Raw genomic sequence first — 16,217 nt, forward strand, 5'->3', positions numbered from 1 at the left:
AAGCCCCGGCGGATCGCGCAGGAGGAGGTTCGCAAGAACGGCCACCCCAAGAAACAGCGCTGAATACGCCGCTTTCTGGCAAAAAATCGCAACGGTAACCGACTGATTGAGAAAGGAGCGCGGCTTAACTTAGCGCCATTCTGGCCTTGCCCGATTGTATTTGGTTTTTCTCTTCTCTATATTTAGTCGTACTTGGAGGATGTTCTCCTCAGGTAAACCCCACTGAGACTGCCATTCGTTTGGAGCTATTGCCATGCAAGTCAAGAGCAACGTCAAGGCCGGCGCGTTGACCGTCAACCGCTGCGACACCATCCGCGCCTAACCAGCGCCCCACGCCGAAAGAACCGATCCTGCCCCCGGCTAGATCGGTTTTTTTGTGTGCGCATCCGGGATGATCTGCCGTCAGACCTGAAGACGCTGACCACGGAACGATAACACCATGCACGAGACCGAACTCCAGTTGCGTGAACGTATCAATGCGCTCGAAAGCGAGTCGCAGGCGGCCGACGACCTCGCCGCCGCGCTGAACGACCTGGGCGATTATCTGGCCGGGCAAGGGCGTTGCGATGGTGAAACCCTGGCCCTGTACCGACGCGCCCTGGAGTTGTTTGCGGCGACGGGCGGCACCGAGCAGCCCGATGTGGCGAACGTGCTTAACAATCTGGCCGCCGTCCATTATGAGCTGGGCGATTATGGCGAGTCAGAGTCATTGGCCGGACGGGCCGCGGCGATTATGGACGGGCTCTTCGCCCAGGAAGCACTGGTCGCCGATACCGATGCGGACACCCTGGCCCTGTGTCAGGGCATCCGCCGTCAGGCACTGAGTCAGCAGGGCGCGGCGCGGCGCGCCCTGGGCCGCTATGCCGAGGCGGAAACCTCCTTGCTGCGAGGCCTGGCCCTGATGGAACAGCACTTTGGCCCGGATGCCGAGCAGACCGCCGACAGCCTCAATGACCTGGGCGTGCTCTATAAATACTGGGGTCGCTACGCGGATGCCGAAACGGTCTATGGCCGGGCGCATGGCATCCTGGAGGGTCGCTATGGGCCTGATCACGCGGCGCTCGCGACCATCTCTTATAACTTGGCCGGGCTGGACCATGCCCGCGGGTGCTTCGATGAGGCGGAGCCGCGGTGTCGGCGGGCGCTTGCCTTGCAGGAAGCCCTCTATCCGGATGACCATCCGCTACTGGCGGTGACGCGCGGCACCCTGGCCGCCATCCTTGATGGGCAGGGCCGTTACGATGAGGCGGAGGCCCTGTACCGCCAGTCGCTCGCGATCCATGTCGCCCGCCACGGCACCGAGCACCCCGAGGTGGCCCTGGGGCTCAATAATCTGGCCGCCATCGCCGAGGCGCGGGGCCGGTTAGCAGAGGCCGAGGCGCTGTATCTGCGAGCCATCCAGATCCGCGAACGCTGCCTGGGCACTGAACATCCTCAGACCGCCATCTGTCTCAACAATCTCGGTATGCTCTATCCTGCCATCGGTAAGGCGGCGCAGACCGAGGCGCTGTTCCGCCGGGCGCTGGATATTCTGGAACAGGCCGCCGGCCCCGATCATCCGCATACCCTGATCTGCCGTGCGCACTGGGAGGCGGCGCGCGCCGCCCGGACCGCGTGAGTTCCGCGCCTGACCCGGCGGCCTTGGCCTGGCCAGCGGAGCGCCTCGGCGAGGCGGTCGCGGCCCTGGGTCAGGCGCGCGGCTGGGCCGATGCCTGGACCGATCCGGGGCGCTCCGGCAGTGGCCGGCCGGGCGACGGCGAGGATGGCCAGCTCGCCCGCATCGCCGCCCAACTCGGTCTCGAGGCCGAGCCGGTGGAGACCGATTACGCCGGGATGCCAAGGCTGCTGGAGCGCTGCGCTCCCGCGGTGTTGGCCCTGCCCGATGGCCGTTTTCTGCCGGTCCTGCGGCGACGCGGTAAGGACCTGCAAGTCCTCGACCAGCAACAGGTGCCCCGCGCGTTGCCGCTGGAGTCGGTCCGGCAGCGCCTCTGCGCCCCACTGTGCGCTGAATTGGCCGCCGATCTCGCCGCCTTGACCAATATAGCCGAGCTGACGGGTCGCCGGGGCGCAAAGTCCAGCGCGGCCTTGCGGGATGGGCTGCTGGCCCAGCGGCGCGTCCGGGCGGGCTGGCTCGTACGCCCCGCGAGCGGCGCCCCGCTGGGTTGGCAGGCCGGGGAATTCCGGGTCAGCGGGCTCTTAGGCACGCTGCTCGGCGCCCACGCCCTCGGCTTTCTGCTCTGGCTGGGGTCCTGGTGGCTGCTGGGGGAGGGCGTATTCTCGGGGCACCTCGACCTCGGCTGGCTGCAAGCCTGGGCGCTATTACTCCTGACCCTGCTGCCCTTACACCTGTTAGCCTCACGCGCCAGCGGTCTGTTCGCGATCCGCGGCGGGGCCGTGCTGAAGCGCCGCCTGCTCGCCGGGGCCTTGCGACTCGACCCGGACGAGGTCCGCCACCTAGGCATCGGCCGCCTCCTGGGTTGTATCCTGGAGGCCGATCTGTTGGAGCAAATGGCCGTGTCCGGCGGGTTTTTGGGACTAACTGGATTGGTGGAACTGGGCCTGGCGGGGGGGCTGCTCGCACTTTCCCCGGTGCCTGGACCGCTGTTGGCGCTGGCGGCCTGGGCGCTGGTCGGCGCGGGTTTCGCCGCCCATTATCTGCGTTGCCAGCGCCGCTGGACCGAGACTCGCCTGCTCCTGACCGACGCCCTGGTTGACACCATGGTGGGCCACCGTACCCGCGCGGTCCAGGAGCCCAAGGACCAGTGGAACCGCCGTGAGGATGCGGCCCTGGCGGGCTATTACCGGGTGTGTCGCTCACGCGACCGCGCGGCGCTGTTGCTGAAGACCCTCTTGCCGCGGGGTGGCTTTCTGATCGGGATCGCCGCCCTGGTTCCGGCCTTTGCGGCCGGCGCTGGGGCGAGTGCTGCGCCCCTGGCCGTGGCCCTGGGCGGCGTGCTGGTGGCCTATCTGGCGCTGCGTCATCTGGCCGACGGACTGGAGCAACTGCTGGGCGCCTGGGTTGCATTCGGGCAGGTTCGTCTCTTCTGGCAGGCGGCCACTCGGCCGCAGAGTCTGGGCGATCCTCAGGCGTCGGCCGCGGCCGACTCAGCGCCGCCCGGCATCGCGGCGCGCAATCTCGTCTATCGCCATGCCGGCCGCACCGAGCCGGTGCTGCGTGGGGCGAGCTTGGCGGTCGACGCGGGCGAACGGTTGCTGCTGCAAGGCGCCTCGGGCAGCGGCAAGTCCACCCTGGCGGCCATCCTTGCCGGGCAGCGGCAGGCGCAGGCCGGGCTCTGCCTGCTGGGTGGCCTGGATCGGGCCAGCCTGGGCGAACAACTCTGGCGGCGACGCATCGCCCTGGTGCCGCAGTTCCATGAGAATCACATTCTGATGGGGACCCTGGCCTTTAACCTATTGCTGGGGCGTGCCTGGCCGCCCTCCGCGGCGGACCTGGAGGAGGCGCAGGGTCTGTGTCGCGCCCTGGGTCTCGGGCCGCTACTGGAGCGGATGCCGGGCGGGCTGATGCAGCAGGTGGGTGAAACCGGTTGGCAACTCAGTCACGGTGAGCGCGAGCGCATCTATATCGCCCGCGCCCTGTTGCAGGGGGCACAGATCATCATCTTGGACGAGAGTGTTTCCTCCTTGGACCCGCGGACCCTGCGCGAGACCATGGCGGTGCTGTGGGAGCGGGCGCCGACCTTGATCTTGATTGCCCATCTTTAGCGGCTGTAGTCGTCGTGTCGGTAATGAAAAAAACGGCAGGTGCCACAGCCCCCATACCGCGCCCAGGATCAGGCTCGAGAGGCACCATCCGTGCCGCGTTTGCAGGGCGGGCAAGACGTAGCCACAGCCGAACTCTTCGCCCAGCGCAGCGTGCATGGGGCCACTTTTAGCTCACGAAACGGAAATTTCAGCACGATAAAGCCGGGCGAGCATTCGCCGCACGGCGGTCCTTTCGCAAACGCTGGTTTTCGAGAGGACATCGTGCGAATTGACGCTACGCCAGTGCTGGCCTGGGGAGGGGCCGAAATGTTCCAGCCTACCCACTGAGATGAGCTATAGTAACTATTGTCTCGAACGTGACGGCGGTGTTCCGTGAAGGCCAAGGCTCAATCTAACGGGAGAAGACGATGCGCATGCCTGCCCCTAGACCCCTATCCCGGCTCGCCGCCGCGCTGCTCGCGGCCTTGGCGACGAATGTGTCGGCCGCCACGGAGTATGCCTATCTCGACGACATTGCCGGCGGCTGGGCCAACTGGAGCTGGAGTACCGCTGTCACCAACGACACCGTTGTCAAGAAGTCCGGCACCGCCTCGGCGCGGGTCGCGATCACCGGTGCCTGGGGCGCCTTCAGTCTGAACCGCGACGCCGGCGCCGTCGGCCTGGGGTCGCTGTCGGCCATCACCTTTGATGTGAATCCCGGCGCGGCCACCAACGTCGCGAAGGTCGCGGCACTCGTCTTTGCCCTGCAGGACGGTAACACCCTGGGACCGGCCGTCACCCTGGGCGGCTATGCCTCCCCGGCGCTCGCCGCCAACACCTGGTCGAGCGTCAGCATTCCGATCGGCGCACTGACCGGCAGTTTGACCGCCATGACCCGTCTGAACCTGCAAGACGGGCTGGGCGGCGGCGGCATCACCTTCAACCTCGACAACCTCGCCCTGGTCGCCGCCGTGGCCGCGGGCGCCTGCCGCCCCGTGGTCGTGGATTCGGGCATCGCCGGCGCCGGCAAGAGTATCAACGGCTTCCTCAACGACCAGTACACCTGGTCTGACGCCGCCTGCCGTGTGCGTAACGCGGCCCTAGCCCGCAACGACACGAGCAAAGGCGGTAACGCCAAGCAATTCACTTACACGCTCCCGAACGGGACGACGCGCACCGTCAATCCCGCCGCCAACGGTGCGGCCGGCTTCGGGTATGTCGTTGCCCATCTGAGTAACCCCTCCTTCGCCAACGCCTATGGCGCCGACGATTCGCCGCTTGGCTCGGGCAACGCGGCCACCTTCAGGAAGTTATTCACCGGCAACCACCACGCCATCCACGAGTACAGCCTCAACTACGTCCGCTATGGCCTGACCGCGGCGGCCCTCATCAACCATTCCATCGACCCCTGGACCTGGCTGACCGGGGCCGCTGATCCCAACCGCCAGTATGTCACCGTCTACAACATGCCGGTGCGCATCCACTGGATGTTCGCCACCGGGCGCAATTCCCCGGTGTGGTCAGTGACGTTCGATCTGTCCGCCGCCCCTGACCATGCCGTCGACTCCGACTTTCGCGCGCCTTACGGGGACATGAATATCGAGGGCGGCACCGGTGCGAACCTGGTCGCCGGGGTGGCCTGGGGCGACCGCTACAGGTTCACCACGCTTGGCAGTCCGTTCACGATGAACAATGACTGGGACTACTCGCAACTCAATACGGGCGCCCCCTATGATGCGCTCTGGGCCGCCGCCGTCGATGCGCAAATGGGCCTGGCGGGCACCCAGATCGTCGCCCGGCAGAATGCCGGCGGCTACAACAACTATCAGGCACCGGTGTGGCGGGGTAAGACCAGCGCGACCATGGGGAAGCTCTGCCTGAACGACCAAGGGGCCGGCCCCGGCTACAACCACAAACTGCCGTGCAGCAGCGACTGGGCCTACCAACTCGTCCAATACTCGGTCGCGAGCGCGGCGCAAACCACCAGCAACAAGCGCCTGGCCTGGGGGGCGGATTGGGGGTCTTTAGGCAATAGCGCCTTTACCAACAGCAACGGCTACGCGGTGAGCGGCTATCCCAAGGTCAGCTACAGTGTCTATGTGGTCCTTGATCCCCATTCGGCCAATCCGACCCAGACCGTCGCCAAACAGGCCGAAACCATCAACCTGACCCGCCTGACCGCGACCTTGGGCACGGTCAGGACCCAGGGCATCGCGGGCGTCGGCCGCACCGATACGAAGCCCTACAGTCCGGCCGGCTATAGCCCGATCTACGGGACCTGGGAGGTCGATGCCGCGGCCAATGCCGTCAACCTGACATTCGCCGTGCCGACCACGGCCACCGTCGCCCTGGATACGCCGATCATCGTGGTCCACGGTTACACCAAGGCGACGCCGCCCGTCCAGGTCAGCCTCGATGGCGTGGGCCTCGCCGCGGACACGGACTATTTCGCGAGCGTGCGTCCGGATCAGGCGGAACTGTGGATCACGCTCAATCGGAAATTGATCGGTACCCATGGGCTGCAAATTTGGTAGGCCGGGATGATCTTCTCCACCCTCTTGGGTTCTGCCCGGGATACGTGTAATTTCTTATCACCAGGAAGCAGGCAGGACGCCTGTGTGCCCCTAAACGGCCCCGTGGGGCAGCGGGGCAGCGGGGCAGCGGGCGCTCGTTGCCGAACGCCCTCAGAACTCGGGGTCTGACAATCATTGGAACGATTATGGATAGCTTTCCAATGATTGTCAGACCCCACGAGGTGGAGAAGATCGGGATTTAAGTATGGTGGGGTGCGACGACCTCGCCCGACCCCCTCAAGGAGAAAAAGCTTTACAATGCGTGTTGTCTACCTTGAGTAGGACACGCGTCATTTTTTCAACTTATCCATGGGGATGCTGCGGAGACACTGAGCCATGTGGGACTTCAACCTATCCGGCGCATTCGACGCGATGCGCCGCACCGCGCCCTTCGTCATTGCCCGGATGCTGGTCTATTTCGGCATCTCGATACTCTACATCCTGAGCACCGGCGTCGGCGGCGCGCTGGGCTATGGCGTCACCGCGTTTGGCAAGGGGGCGGGGGGCGGGGCCTTTTTCGGCGCCCTGATCGGTTTTGCTGGTGCCTCGGGCCTGCTTTACTGGCTGCGCGAGACCATCCTCTATCTGGTCAAGGCCGGCCATGTCGCGGTGTTGGTTCGACTTTACGAGGGCCAGGTGCTGCCGGACGGCCGCAGCCAGATCGAGTATGCCATCGGCATCGTCAAGGAGCGGTTCACGGAGTCCACGGTGCTGTTCGCGCTAGATCAGCTCATCAAGGGAGTACTGCGGATGATCGGTGGCGTGGTCGAGGGCGTCTCGACGCTGCTGCCGGTCCCCGGCCTGGACAGTCTGGTCAAGGTCCTCAACGGCATTGTGCGGATGTCGCTGAGCTATGTCGACGAGATCATCCTCGCCAAGATCATCCGCGATGCGTCCACGAACCCCTGGGAGACCGGCCGCCAAGCCCTGGTCCTCTATGCCCAGAACTACAAGCTGATGATCAAGAACGCGGTCTGGCTCTGGCTCTTCACCGCGCTGCTGACTCTGCTGATCTTCCTGCTGATGCTGGGACCCAGCTTCGCGATCATGGCCTTGATCCCCGGCAAACTCGGCTTCTGGGCCTTCGTTACCGCCTTCGTTCTCGCTTGGTCGGTCAAGATGGCCCTGATCGAGCCCCTGGCGATTTATGCCTACATGCAGATCTATTTTAAGGCGATTGAGGGACAGACCCTGAGGTATCCCCACGAATTTCTCCTACGTTTATGAATCCAGCAATAGCGCCTGGTGGAACTGGGCGACCAATTCTTCCGGCGCGAGGAATTCGCATGGATCAATCTCCGCTTTCGTGATGTTCAGAATGATCGAGGCAAGAAACGACAGGGAGTAGACACGACGCTTGGAACTGCTCGCATGCATGCCACGTTCGAGGTTCATTCGCTCGGCCGTTGCACCGATCATAAAGAGCAGGAACGCCGCTAGCGCGGCAATCAAAACAAGAATGGCAATGCGCTTGGCGTCGCGTGAACGATTGGCTGTGAAGCCCTGACCAAAGTACAAGCTTTTCATGTCCCGGAAGCCTGCTTCTATCTGCGTGCGCTGGCGATAGATACGTACGATCGCCTTGGCCGTCAGTAGACTCAGCCGTATCCCGGCGAGCAGCAGCCATGGCTCGCGCTGGCTCCGAGCGGCCTTGAGACTCTTGCGTGAGCGTGAGATTTTCCCGAACGCGGTTTTGTGATGACGACCGCGCTTGGCCAAACGTACCAAGACCATGAGGACAGGCAATGGGTTGCTCTTGACCCAGTGGCCGATACCGAGTCGAACAGGCTTTGTCGTTGCCTTATGAAACAGAGACTTGCCACTGATCCAATCGATTTTCAGTCGGACGTAGTCGCGCCCCCGCAGGCGTCCGACCCAACGCCAACCAAGCGCCTCGACAGCACGAAAAAAGGGCACCTTGAAGCCGGCATCGGCAATGACGATGGGCGCTGCGCCAGGCGGCAACAGGCTTGCCACGGTATGGAGAAAGCGCTCCTGAACTCTGGGGTTGCCGTAGTGGCAGTTGGGGTGAATTTCCTCGTAGAGGGTCAGGGCGTGACCGCCGACCGCGATCGAGGCGCGTAACAAATGAAAGGATTGGTCTGCCTTGATATCTGACCAGTCGATGAGAATCAGCGGTTCGGGTATCCGGGCCAGCGTGGCCTGACACAGGGCGCCGTAAATGGCGGTGCGCTCGCCGTACAGATGAGGATTGCCGATCAAGCGGTCGGCGCGCTTGATCTTGTGCTTCAACGTCGTCGGGCCCTCCAAGCGCCGCCCCACCGAGGTGATGGACAAACCGGCGCCAGCGACGCAGGCGGTCACCATGTCGAAGAGTGCTAACAAGCGCTTTGAGTGGATACATGACAACCACTGACCGAGCCAAAAGTGCAATAATGTGGACGTGTGCATGGGGGCCTCCTGATGGGTTCGCCTTCCCTACAAGATGGCAACAAGAGCCCATGTACACACGAGTAAACTGAAAACTTATTTTTGTCGCTGTTTTTGTTGATGTTTTTGAGGGGATACCTCAGGGACAGACCCCCGACCCGGTCTGGGACCAGCGCTTGGCGCAGGTCTCCGAGCAGTTCCGCGAGTTGAAAGGTAAGGCGCTCGGCGCGCTGCACTGACGGCGAGGCCGCCCGCTCGTGACTCCCCGGGCGGGCCGTGCCGATGTTCATCTGTTGGTAACCGCTCTGTCGAGAGATCGGGATTTATGCATGATGGCGCCCACCATCGCCGACCCCCGAGGAATACCCCCTCAAGCCGATCCTGCCGAGGGCAGGATCGGTTGCTTCGACGCAGGAGCCCAGTTAGCCCGAAGTTACTTATTTGGCTCTTCCTGCGTTTCGGACGGCTGCGCCTGACACTCGCGAGGAAAGGGCGGATGGAAGTCGATGGACTTTATGCAGCAATCGGTTACAACACGCAAGCGGGTGCCATCGCCCCTGCGACTGGTCATTTCGGGGGAGCCGTCCGAAACGCAGGAAGAGCCGCATTAGACATCGACGCCCGAGAAAGAGACGAAGGGATGATCGAGGCCCGGTGCCCGAAGACGCGTAAGCGCGACGGTTGGGCCGCATCACTACCCCTTGGGGTTACCTTAGACAACCGGATAGGCATGACGTATGAATGTTTATCAATCCGAGCCCTGAGGGACGATCGGCAGCGGTTTCGGTGATGGCGTCCGAAAAAGGTTTTGCCCTGATGGACCCCAAGTGCTGTCTCTCTCAAGAGCCGGTAGCGGTGTCGGGAAGCCTATGAATTATAAAGCCGCCTGAGTAGGGGACACTTTCGTTTACCCCAACGCAGAACGAACGATCAGTGGGTTACGTTGGTAGCGTCGGGCGGAACGCGAAAATTCACCCCAGGGCGGTGCGATAATCTTTCGGCACACCGGTCCTCGCGGGAACGCGTCGCGTCCGGGGTCGCGCCGACGCGGCCCGACCGTCGGCCGCGCCGCATGCCAGCCGGGACCCGGCCGGAATCATAATCAATAAAGTCGGCGGGGGTATGAGCCATTTACGGTGTTCGCAACCGCCTGAAATTCTTTCATGAAAGGGCTGCGATCGATTCTTTTCACCCCAAGTTTAAGCCCTCTTAGCAGCGAGACTCTTAGCTTTTGTACCCACAAAACCTATGCTACCCACTTTCACCCAGTGGCAACTTCAGTAACTTACTGACCAGAAAACTCTTGTGAGTGACCCTAAGGCATATAACGCGCTGATTTTATTATCGTGCCGATGACAAAGAGATACAGCGCAAAGGACTCCGCGACTGGGGGGCGGTTTGCACCAGTCCTGCAGGGTGCTGCGGGACACGACGAGCGCGGCGGCCGCCTCACGCTGTTCGGCCAGCTCCAGGCGCGAGCGGTGCTTTACGCCCAACCCCCGGCCAACGAACGAACGCGCGTGCTGGCACCGGCCTCGCGTCTGGATTACAGTCAGTCTCAGCAGGACCTGCGAACATGGTTTCTAAGCCCGGGTTAGTTAGCACTGCCAAGGGTACGAAATTTCGCGGGTCCTGCCACTTTCCCGCTCGCCTATCACCACCCGGCAGTGGGTCTTGGCCGGATTTATGAGCAAGGCCCGAATCACCATCCAGCGGTTCGGTTGAAAAGGGGGTAACGCCGCCCTCATTGATCTTCTCAATATAGCGGCCCCAGAAGGAACGGTTTTGTTCTCGTGGCTTGACAAGTTGATTAGGCATGGTCTAGCCTCATTTCAGTTGTCGGGGAAGGCCCATGGACCGGGGCGAGCTCTTACCGTAGCAGGGTATGAACGAGACAGAATTAGTCTAATAATTTAGTGCCATTTTGGCCTGGGCTCTCTACTTAACCGGCGTCAATCGGGCGACGTGTGTGCCTCGCGCTGGTATTCTCGATTCTTGGTCCGCGGATGGGTTTCTTGGCCAATTTCTGGACTCATGCGGACCGTCTGGGAAAGAAAACAGGCGTCTGGCGAACGTCTGGCGCCGTTTCGTGAACACATTGTGGAGCAACTCCGGTTAAGTGAAGAGCCCAGATAGGGGGGTGTGGGAGACTATCATTACTTATCAATCTTAAGGCCAACAGTGGAGAATAGTTATGAGCCGCGGCATTGATTTTCCGAGCTTAGATTGGGGTATTGCAGCAGGGATTTCTGGGTCGGCAGGGGAGATTATAGATGTTAACATCATGCTTTTTTATTTGCTCAATGTCCGCTCTCAGGTCATATATCCAGGACGATTCATATCTGCTTCATTGGGAGCTGGAGCTGGCGTCCGCGGGGCGAGCCTTTCTAACCCATCGTGGACTTTCTTTCGGACAAGTAAGCCTTTGATGACGGAGGATTTCGCTGGATTTGCAACTATGGCAACTGGAGAGATGACAGCCCTCCTCGGCGGTGCTTTATCCTATTTGACTTTCTGGGGAGTGGATCATGATCCTTATTGGCTTGACCTTGGGGGCGTAACGGTTGGTTTGTCTGCTGGGGCAAGTATAACGATCTTAGGTTCAGTACATTTCTTCGACGATCCAAGGAGAGTGATTGGTAGCCCAATTACTGCCGGGACTTAGTTCTACTTTGTTAGATTGATTCTAGCGCCGCCGCCCGTCGGGCGTGAGACTCCTTGGCCTGCTCCCGCAGACGGTGTCGCTTGGTGATGATCTCCGCCACGTCTTGGGCGGTCAGCTGGCGACGGGGTAGCAGATGGGCCAGGGCCGTGACCAAATCGTTGAAAGAGAGCATCGGCCACTGCGTCCGGCCCTGGATTTTCTGTTTGGCCAGGAACAGCGTCGCCAACATCACCAAGGCCATATGATGATGCCAGGCATCCCAACGGCGCACTTGATAGTCGGCCACGCCGCATTCACTCTTGGCCTCGCGAAAGCTGTGCTCAATGAAAAACCGTTGGGCCTGGACGCGCGCCAGTTCTGTCCAAGGCGTGTGCTCGGGGCGTTGGACAAGCAATAGTGGGAGATCTCACTGGCGCCGACTTCCCGGCGCACGAACAGATGCCAGCAGCGGGCGTGGGCTTGGGACTGATCCCAGACCCAGACCCGGGTCTGCAAGTACTCAGCGACCAGTGGCTCTTTCTCACCCCCGCGCAGGCACAGGCGTTGCCAGGCCTCAGCCGGCTGGGCGGCGGCCCAGTGGTCGACCCGCACCGCGGCCGACTGCGCCTGGGGGCGCAGTGGGCGGCGCCCGCGTCCCGACCACGCGGGCACCTGCGGTGCGGGATCCTGAAGATAAACCGGAAATATGCGCTCGACGCCAAAGATAAAGTGAGCTTATGTTGATTATCATACTGGTTCTTGTCGTCATCGGATTGACCGGTCTACGTATCGCCCAAGAGTACCAACGCGCCGTCATTTTCCGCTTGGGGCGGTACGTCGGTCTGCGGGGCCCCGGCTTGTATTGGATCATTCCGCTGGGCATTGAGCGGTCGATTCCGATCGACATCCGAACGCGAACCGTTTCTGCCGAACAGCAGGAAACGATTACGCGTGACAGCGTGACCATCAAAGTTAATGCTGTCTTATGGTATCGGATAGCGGATGCGGCGAAATCGGTGATCGAAGTTGCGGATGCGCCGGCAGCCGTCTATCAGTTGGCGCTCACGGGTTTGCGTAACATTATCGGGCAGCACGATCTCGACGAGGTGCTGCAGGAGCGTGACAAGATAAACACGCTGCTGGGCGAGAGTATCGCCGGTTCGACGTTCGCCTGGGGCCTGGAAGTTCAGCGCTTCGAAATGAAGGATGTCGAGTTGCCCGCGGTTATGCAGCAGGTCATGGCGATGCAAGCTGAGGCCATTCGCGAGAAGCGCGCCCGCATCATCAAGGCCGAGGCCGAGTTTGATGCCTCGGTAAAGTTGTCTGCGGCGGCTGCGCAAATCATGGAGAATCCTGCGGCGTTGGAGTTGCGGCGAATGCAGATGATTGCCGAGGTCGGGGCAGATAACAACAGCACAATGGTAGTGATGATCCCGTCTGACTTTGTTTCTCTTTCTCACGCGCTGACCCAGTATTTACAACGGGGCGGTGAAAGCAAGGCTGATACGAATACCTGACGATTGCCTTAGTTGGTCTGCCCCGCCAAAAGCAAATCCCGAGTTGCCGGAGCATAGCGATCACGGACCATACGGCGATCAGTCCTGCCCGTGGGCAGCGTCGGGCGCAAGCGGGGTTGGCGCTGGGGCCGCACGTCGCACGCTAAAGGTCCGTCCCAGCGCGCGGACCTCGTCGTGGGACGCGCCGCGCACATGGGCGTCATTGCAGTCCCCGCGTTTGAGTGCATCGGCGGCGGTCAGCGAGCGCAACCGAAATGCCTAAATAAAGATAATGACTTATGACCTTTCGTGTGGGCACTGACTTGGCGGGCGACGAGGTGATCTTGTGGTATGGGACTGTTCGACAACGCGCTCGATGTTGAGCACGGTGAGCGGCGCTTCGGTCCCTACGAGGCCCAATAAGAGCGAAGCGGCCACCAGGTGCCATGTCAGCAGTTGCGATGTGCAGTCGGCCTCGGCGGATGGCCTGCTTCTATATTGCACCGCGACTTGCAAGATCAACGATGCCGGGACGGGCGCGCGTCAACCCCGCACTGAGCCCTGTTCAGGTCAGACGCCGATGGCTTTGCCAACCCCCCTGCATTAGGGGGGAGCCCGGACGGTACTCTTGACAGAGCATGCGTTTTGTTCGGAGTTTGCGTCCTGCGATAGATCAGAAACAGCGGGTTAGCATCGCCAAACCCCGGACGCCAAGCGGCGTAAAGTGAAGAGTCAGTCGGGGCTGCATGATAAGCGAACGCTAATATGGTACCTGGTGGCCGCTTCGCTTTTATTGGGCCGATGTCTGCGGTAAAGTCGATTCCGGCAAGACCTTCGAACATGGTGCTTCCCCCCTCGGTTTGTTGGCACTTTCAAAGGTGCACAATTTCGCCGGTCCTGCACTGGGTCTTGGCCGGATTTATGATCAAGGCCTTTTTCTCTTTTCAACTGTGGCTGACAAAAATGCAATTGTTAATTCGTGGTCAAAAAATCAAATTATCCGAATTATCTAATGCAACGCAGTTAAACGTCGGCATTACCATAAACACAATAAAGCCGCTTGTACTAGATGTTTCCTGCTTTGGTTTGGATGCGGAAAATAAACTATCGGATGACAGCTATTTTATCTTCTACAATCAAAAAACCTCTCCTTGCGGTTCTCTTAAGAGTCTAGGTTCTCGCAATGGCGACCAAGAGCAGTTTCAAATTGACTTGTCACGATTGCCCGCCACGATTCGGAAACTGGTTTTTGTTGTCACCATTGAAGGCGAAGGCGTAATGTCGCAAATTATCGATGGTCATTTGCGCGTCATTAAGAAAAATGATGACTTAGCAATGTTTTCTTTCTCAGGCTCTGACTTTAAAAATGAAAAAGCTGTTATGATTGCGGAAATTTATATTAAAGATACCTGGAGATTGGCCGCTGTTGGACAAGGTTTTAATGGTGGATTAAGTGCCTTGCTAAAACATTTCGGCGGAGAAGAAAAGCCTTCAGAGCCACAACTAGGTTCCAGCCTTAAAGTTAATTTCTCCAAAGCGATTTCATTAGAAAAACGATTGGAGAAAGAGGCTCCTCAGTTAGTTAATCTTGCCAAAAAACTAGCGGTTACGTTAGAAAAGAAACAATTACAGGATATCGTTGCGAAAGTTGCCATAGTCATGGATGCTTCAGGCTCAATGACTGTTGCATATAAACAAGGCTCTGTGCAAGCGGTGCTTGATAGAATGGTATTGGTTGCGGCACGATTAGATGATGACGGTATTTTGGAAGCCTGGTTTTATGCGTCAAAACACGTAAAATTTCCTGGTATATCCATCGAAAACATCACAAATTACCTAAAAAAAAATGTTAAGAGTGGATTTGGTACTATCGTAAAAGGGTTAGGTTTTGGTAATAATGAGCCGCCTGTAATGCAAGAGATTTTGGATACTTATAAATCATCAGATTTGCCTGCATTGGTCATTTTTATAACCGATGGAGGTATTTATGAGGAAAAAAACATTAAAAGGATTTTGATAGAAGCCTCTGGCTATCCAATTTTTTGGCAATTCGTAGGATTAGCAGGCTCAAACTATGGCATATTGGAAGACTTGGATACTATGGCCGGGCGAAAAGTGGATAATGCCGGATTTTTCCAAGTTGATGATTTAGCTCATATCAGTGATGAAGAATTATATGAAAGGCTACTTAATGAATTTCCGATTTGGTTAAAAAACGCTAAGAGAAATGGAATTATCGCTTAACTTTATTTTAAGGGTTGACCTAACAACCAAGCTTGGTGGATCATCCGCAGAATTGGTGCAAGCGGACTCCATGTCGCCTGGGGCCGATCGGCGTCGTGCTTATTGCCGCCTACCGCTCCAACTGACTTCATTGTGAAAACTGACGTCGAGTTGCCGTGTTGATGGGTCGTAGACGTATGCGGTGTCGCCGTGCGCCTGGATGATCTTTCCCATCGCCTTGGTTAACGCGACCTCGACCATCGGCAGTCGCGGATAATCGGACGTGATACGGACGCGGTTGACGCCGATACGCGTGACCGTGAGGGTCACCCCGTCGTGCGACGAACCTTTGGAATCAGAGATCACGTTGCCGGCATAGCGGCCTTCAGCCTCGTCGCCGAGGTCGGGTTTGCGCTTCGCAGGGTCCGGGTGTTGGGCGAAAGAGGGCGCCGTCAGCGTTGCGGCTACTACGGCGGCGAGGTTGCGAAGGAGTGTTCGTCTGTGCATCGTCTGGCCTCTTGATAGAGCGGGTCGGGATTGAGACGTTGAAGTCGATGTGGATGTCGGGGTCGCACTCGGTGCGCCCACGGCTGCGGAGTATGATGCGGGCGTGGTCTGCTTTCGGCAAGCCGGCATGAAGGGGTACGACAACGATTCCTTCATTTTTGGGCCACAACGATGTGACTCGATGGTCGGAACTGCCCGACAGGCTCAACCCCTCAACCTCACCAGCTTTTTTCCGGGTCGTCCGCCGAGCGGATGTCAGCTTCGATGAAGCAATGCCGAAGGTCAGCATACCGTTCCGCTTCGGCGTAGATCTCCTCGTAGATGGTGCGATCCAACTCCTCATCGGAGGTGTAAGGTACCGATAGGAGGTATTCACAACCCTTCTGGTCGGCCTGCTGCATGGCGAAGCGGCTGAGCACATACCGCTCGATCTCCTCCCGGACCTTGCCCTTCCCGCGAACGAATTTGCTGTTGTTCTCTACCCGAAGCCGCAGCGTCACTTTCGCCACCTTGAGTCGGGTCGTGGACGGGGATTCCTTCACCTCTGCGTATTCCACGCCAAATTGGACACCGATTCCACGGCAAACTGGACACCCAGTCCAGCGCAAACTGGACAGTGATTCCAGCGCAAACTGGACACCGGTTCCAGGGCAAATTGGACACCTGAAAGAGCGCGACGGC

Annotated in this window: 12 protein-coding genes; 8 read left to right on the forward strand and 4 right to left on the reverse strand. The window is 59.7% G+C overall.

Annotated features, from left to right (window positions below; all coding sequences use genetic code 11):
* Positions 1–439: 439 nt before the first annotated feature.
* The 4 genes from QZY44_RS18895 (at position 440) to QZY44_RS18910 (ending at position 7,502) form a co-directional block, all read left to right on the forward strand.
* The gene (locus QZY44_RS18895) at positions 440–1,618 is read left to right on the forward strand and encodes a tetratricopeptide repeat protein (RefSeq protein WP_295449781.1); all 1,179 of its coding nucleotides are present in this window, start codon (positions 440–442) and stop codon (positions 1,616–1,618) included.
* Positions 1,615–3,723 (forward strand): ATP-binding cassette domain-containing protein, encoded by a 2,109-nt coding sequence (locus QZY44_RS18900; RefSeq protein ID WP_295449784.1) that lies wholly within the window; start codon positions 1,615–1,617, stop codon positions 3,721–3,723. The genes QZY44_RS18895 and QZY44_RS18900 overlap by 4 nt, the downstream gene beginning before the upstream one ends.
* Before the next feature lie 413 nt (positions 3,724–4,136).
* Complete coding sequence (locus QZY44_RS18905; RefSeq protein ID WP_295449787.1) at positions 4,137–6,236, forward strand: hypothetical protein; 2,100 nt, start codon at positions 4,137–4,139, stop codon at positions 6,234–6,236.
* Between the two features lie 375 nt (positions 6,237–6,611).
* Entirely contained in the window at positions 6,612–7,502 is an 891-nt protein-coding gene (locus tag QZY44_RS18910; protein ID WP_295449790.1) for a hypothetical protein, read from the forward strand.
* On the opposite strand, the gene QZY44_RS18915 is transcribed toward QZY44_RS18910, so the two are convergent.
* Positions 7,497–8,687 (reverse strand): IS4 family transposase, encoded by a 1,191-nt coding sequence (locus QZY44_RS18915; RefSeq protein ID WP_295449792.1) that lies wholly within the window; start codon positions 8,685–8,687, stop codon positions 7,497–7,499. The genes QZY44_RS18910 and QZY44_RS18915 overlap by 6 nt on opposite strands.
* A 2,173-nt stretch (positions 8,688–10,860) precedes the next feature.
* Between QZY44_RS18915 and QZY44_RS18920 the strand changes: the two genes are divergently transcribed.
* Positions 10,861–11,331, forward strand: a complete 471-nt coding sequence (locus QZY44_RS18920; protein ID WP_295449795.1) for a hypothetical protein — start codon at positions 10,861–10,863, stop codon at positions 11,329–11,331.
* A 10-nt stretch (positions 11,332–11,341) separates the two neighbouring features.
* Here the strand turns inward: QZY44_RS18920 and QZY44_RS18925 are convergent, their stop codons facing one another.
* Complete coding sequence (locus QZY44_RS18925; RefSeq protein ID WP_295449798.1) at positions 11,342–11,725, reverse strand: hypothetical protein; 384 nt, start codon at positions 11,723–11,725, stop codon at positions 11,342–11,344.
* Between the two features lie 2 nt (positions 11,726–11,727).
* Here QZY44_RS18925 and QZY44_RS18930 point away from each other — a divergent pair, with 2 nt between their 5' ends.
* From QZY44_RS18930 to QZY44_RS18940, 3 genes are all read left to right on the forward strand, one after another.
* A complete protein-coding gene (locus QZY44_RS18930; protein WP_295449801.1) occupies positions 11,728–12,054 on the forward strand; it encodes a hypothetical protein in 327 nt (108 codons plus the stop codon).
* Entirely contained in the window at positions 12,048–12,827 is a 780-nt protein-coding gene (locus tag QZY44_RS18935) for an SPFH domain-containing protein (RefSeq protein WP_295449803.1), read from the forward strand. Before QZY44_RS18930 ends, QZY44_RS18935 begins: the two co-directional genes overlap by 7 nt.
* A gap of 900 nt (positions 12,828–13,727) precedes the next feature.
* On the forward strand, positions 13,728–15,050 hold the full coding sequence (locus tag QZY44_RS18940) for a VWA domain-containing protein (RefSeq protein WP_295449806.1): 1,323 nt from the start codon (positions 13,728–13,730) through the stop codon (positions 15,048–15,050).
* Between the two features lie 99 nt (positions 15,051–15,149).
* Here the strand turns inward: QZY44_RS18940 and QZY44_RS18945 are convergent, their stop codons facing one another.
* Complete coding sequence (locus tag QZY44_RS18945; RefSeq protein WP_295449809.1) at positions 15,150–15,536, reverse strand: hypothetical protein; 387 nt, start codon at positions 15,534–15,536, stop codon at positions 15,150–15,152.
* 218 nt (positions 15,537–15,754) lie between these two features.
* A complete protein-coding gene (locus tag QZY44_RS18950; RefSeq protein ID WP_295449812.1) occupies positions 15,755–16,078 on the reverse strand; it encodes a hypothetical protein in 324 nt (107 codons plus the stop codon).
* Positions 16,079–16,217 lie beyond the last annotated feature (139 nt).

This window comes from uncultured Thiodictyon sp. (assembly GCA_903837595.1).
Lineage (GTDB): Bacteria > Pseudomonadota > Gammaproteobacteria > Chromatiales > Chromatiaceae > Thiodictyon.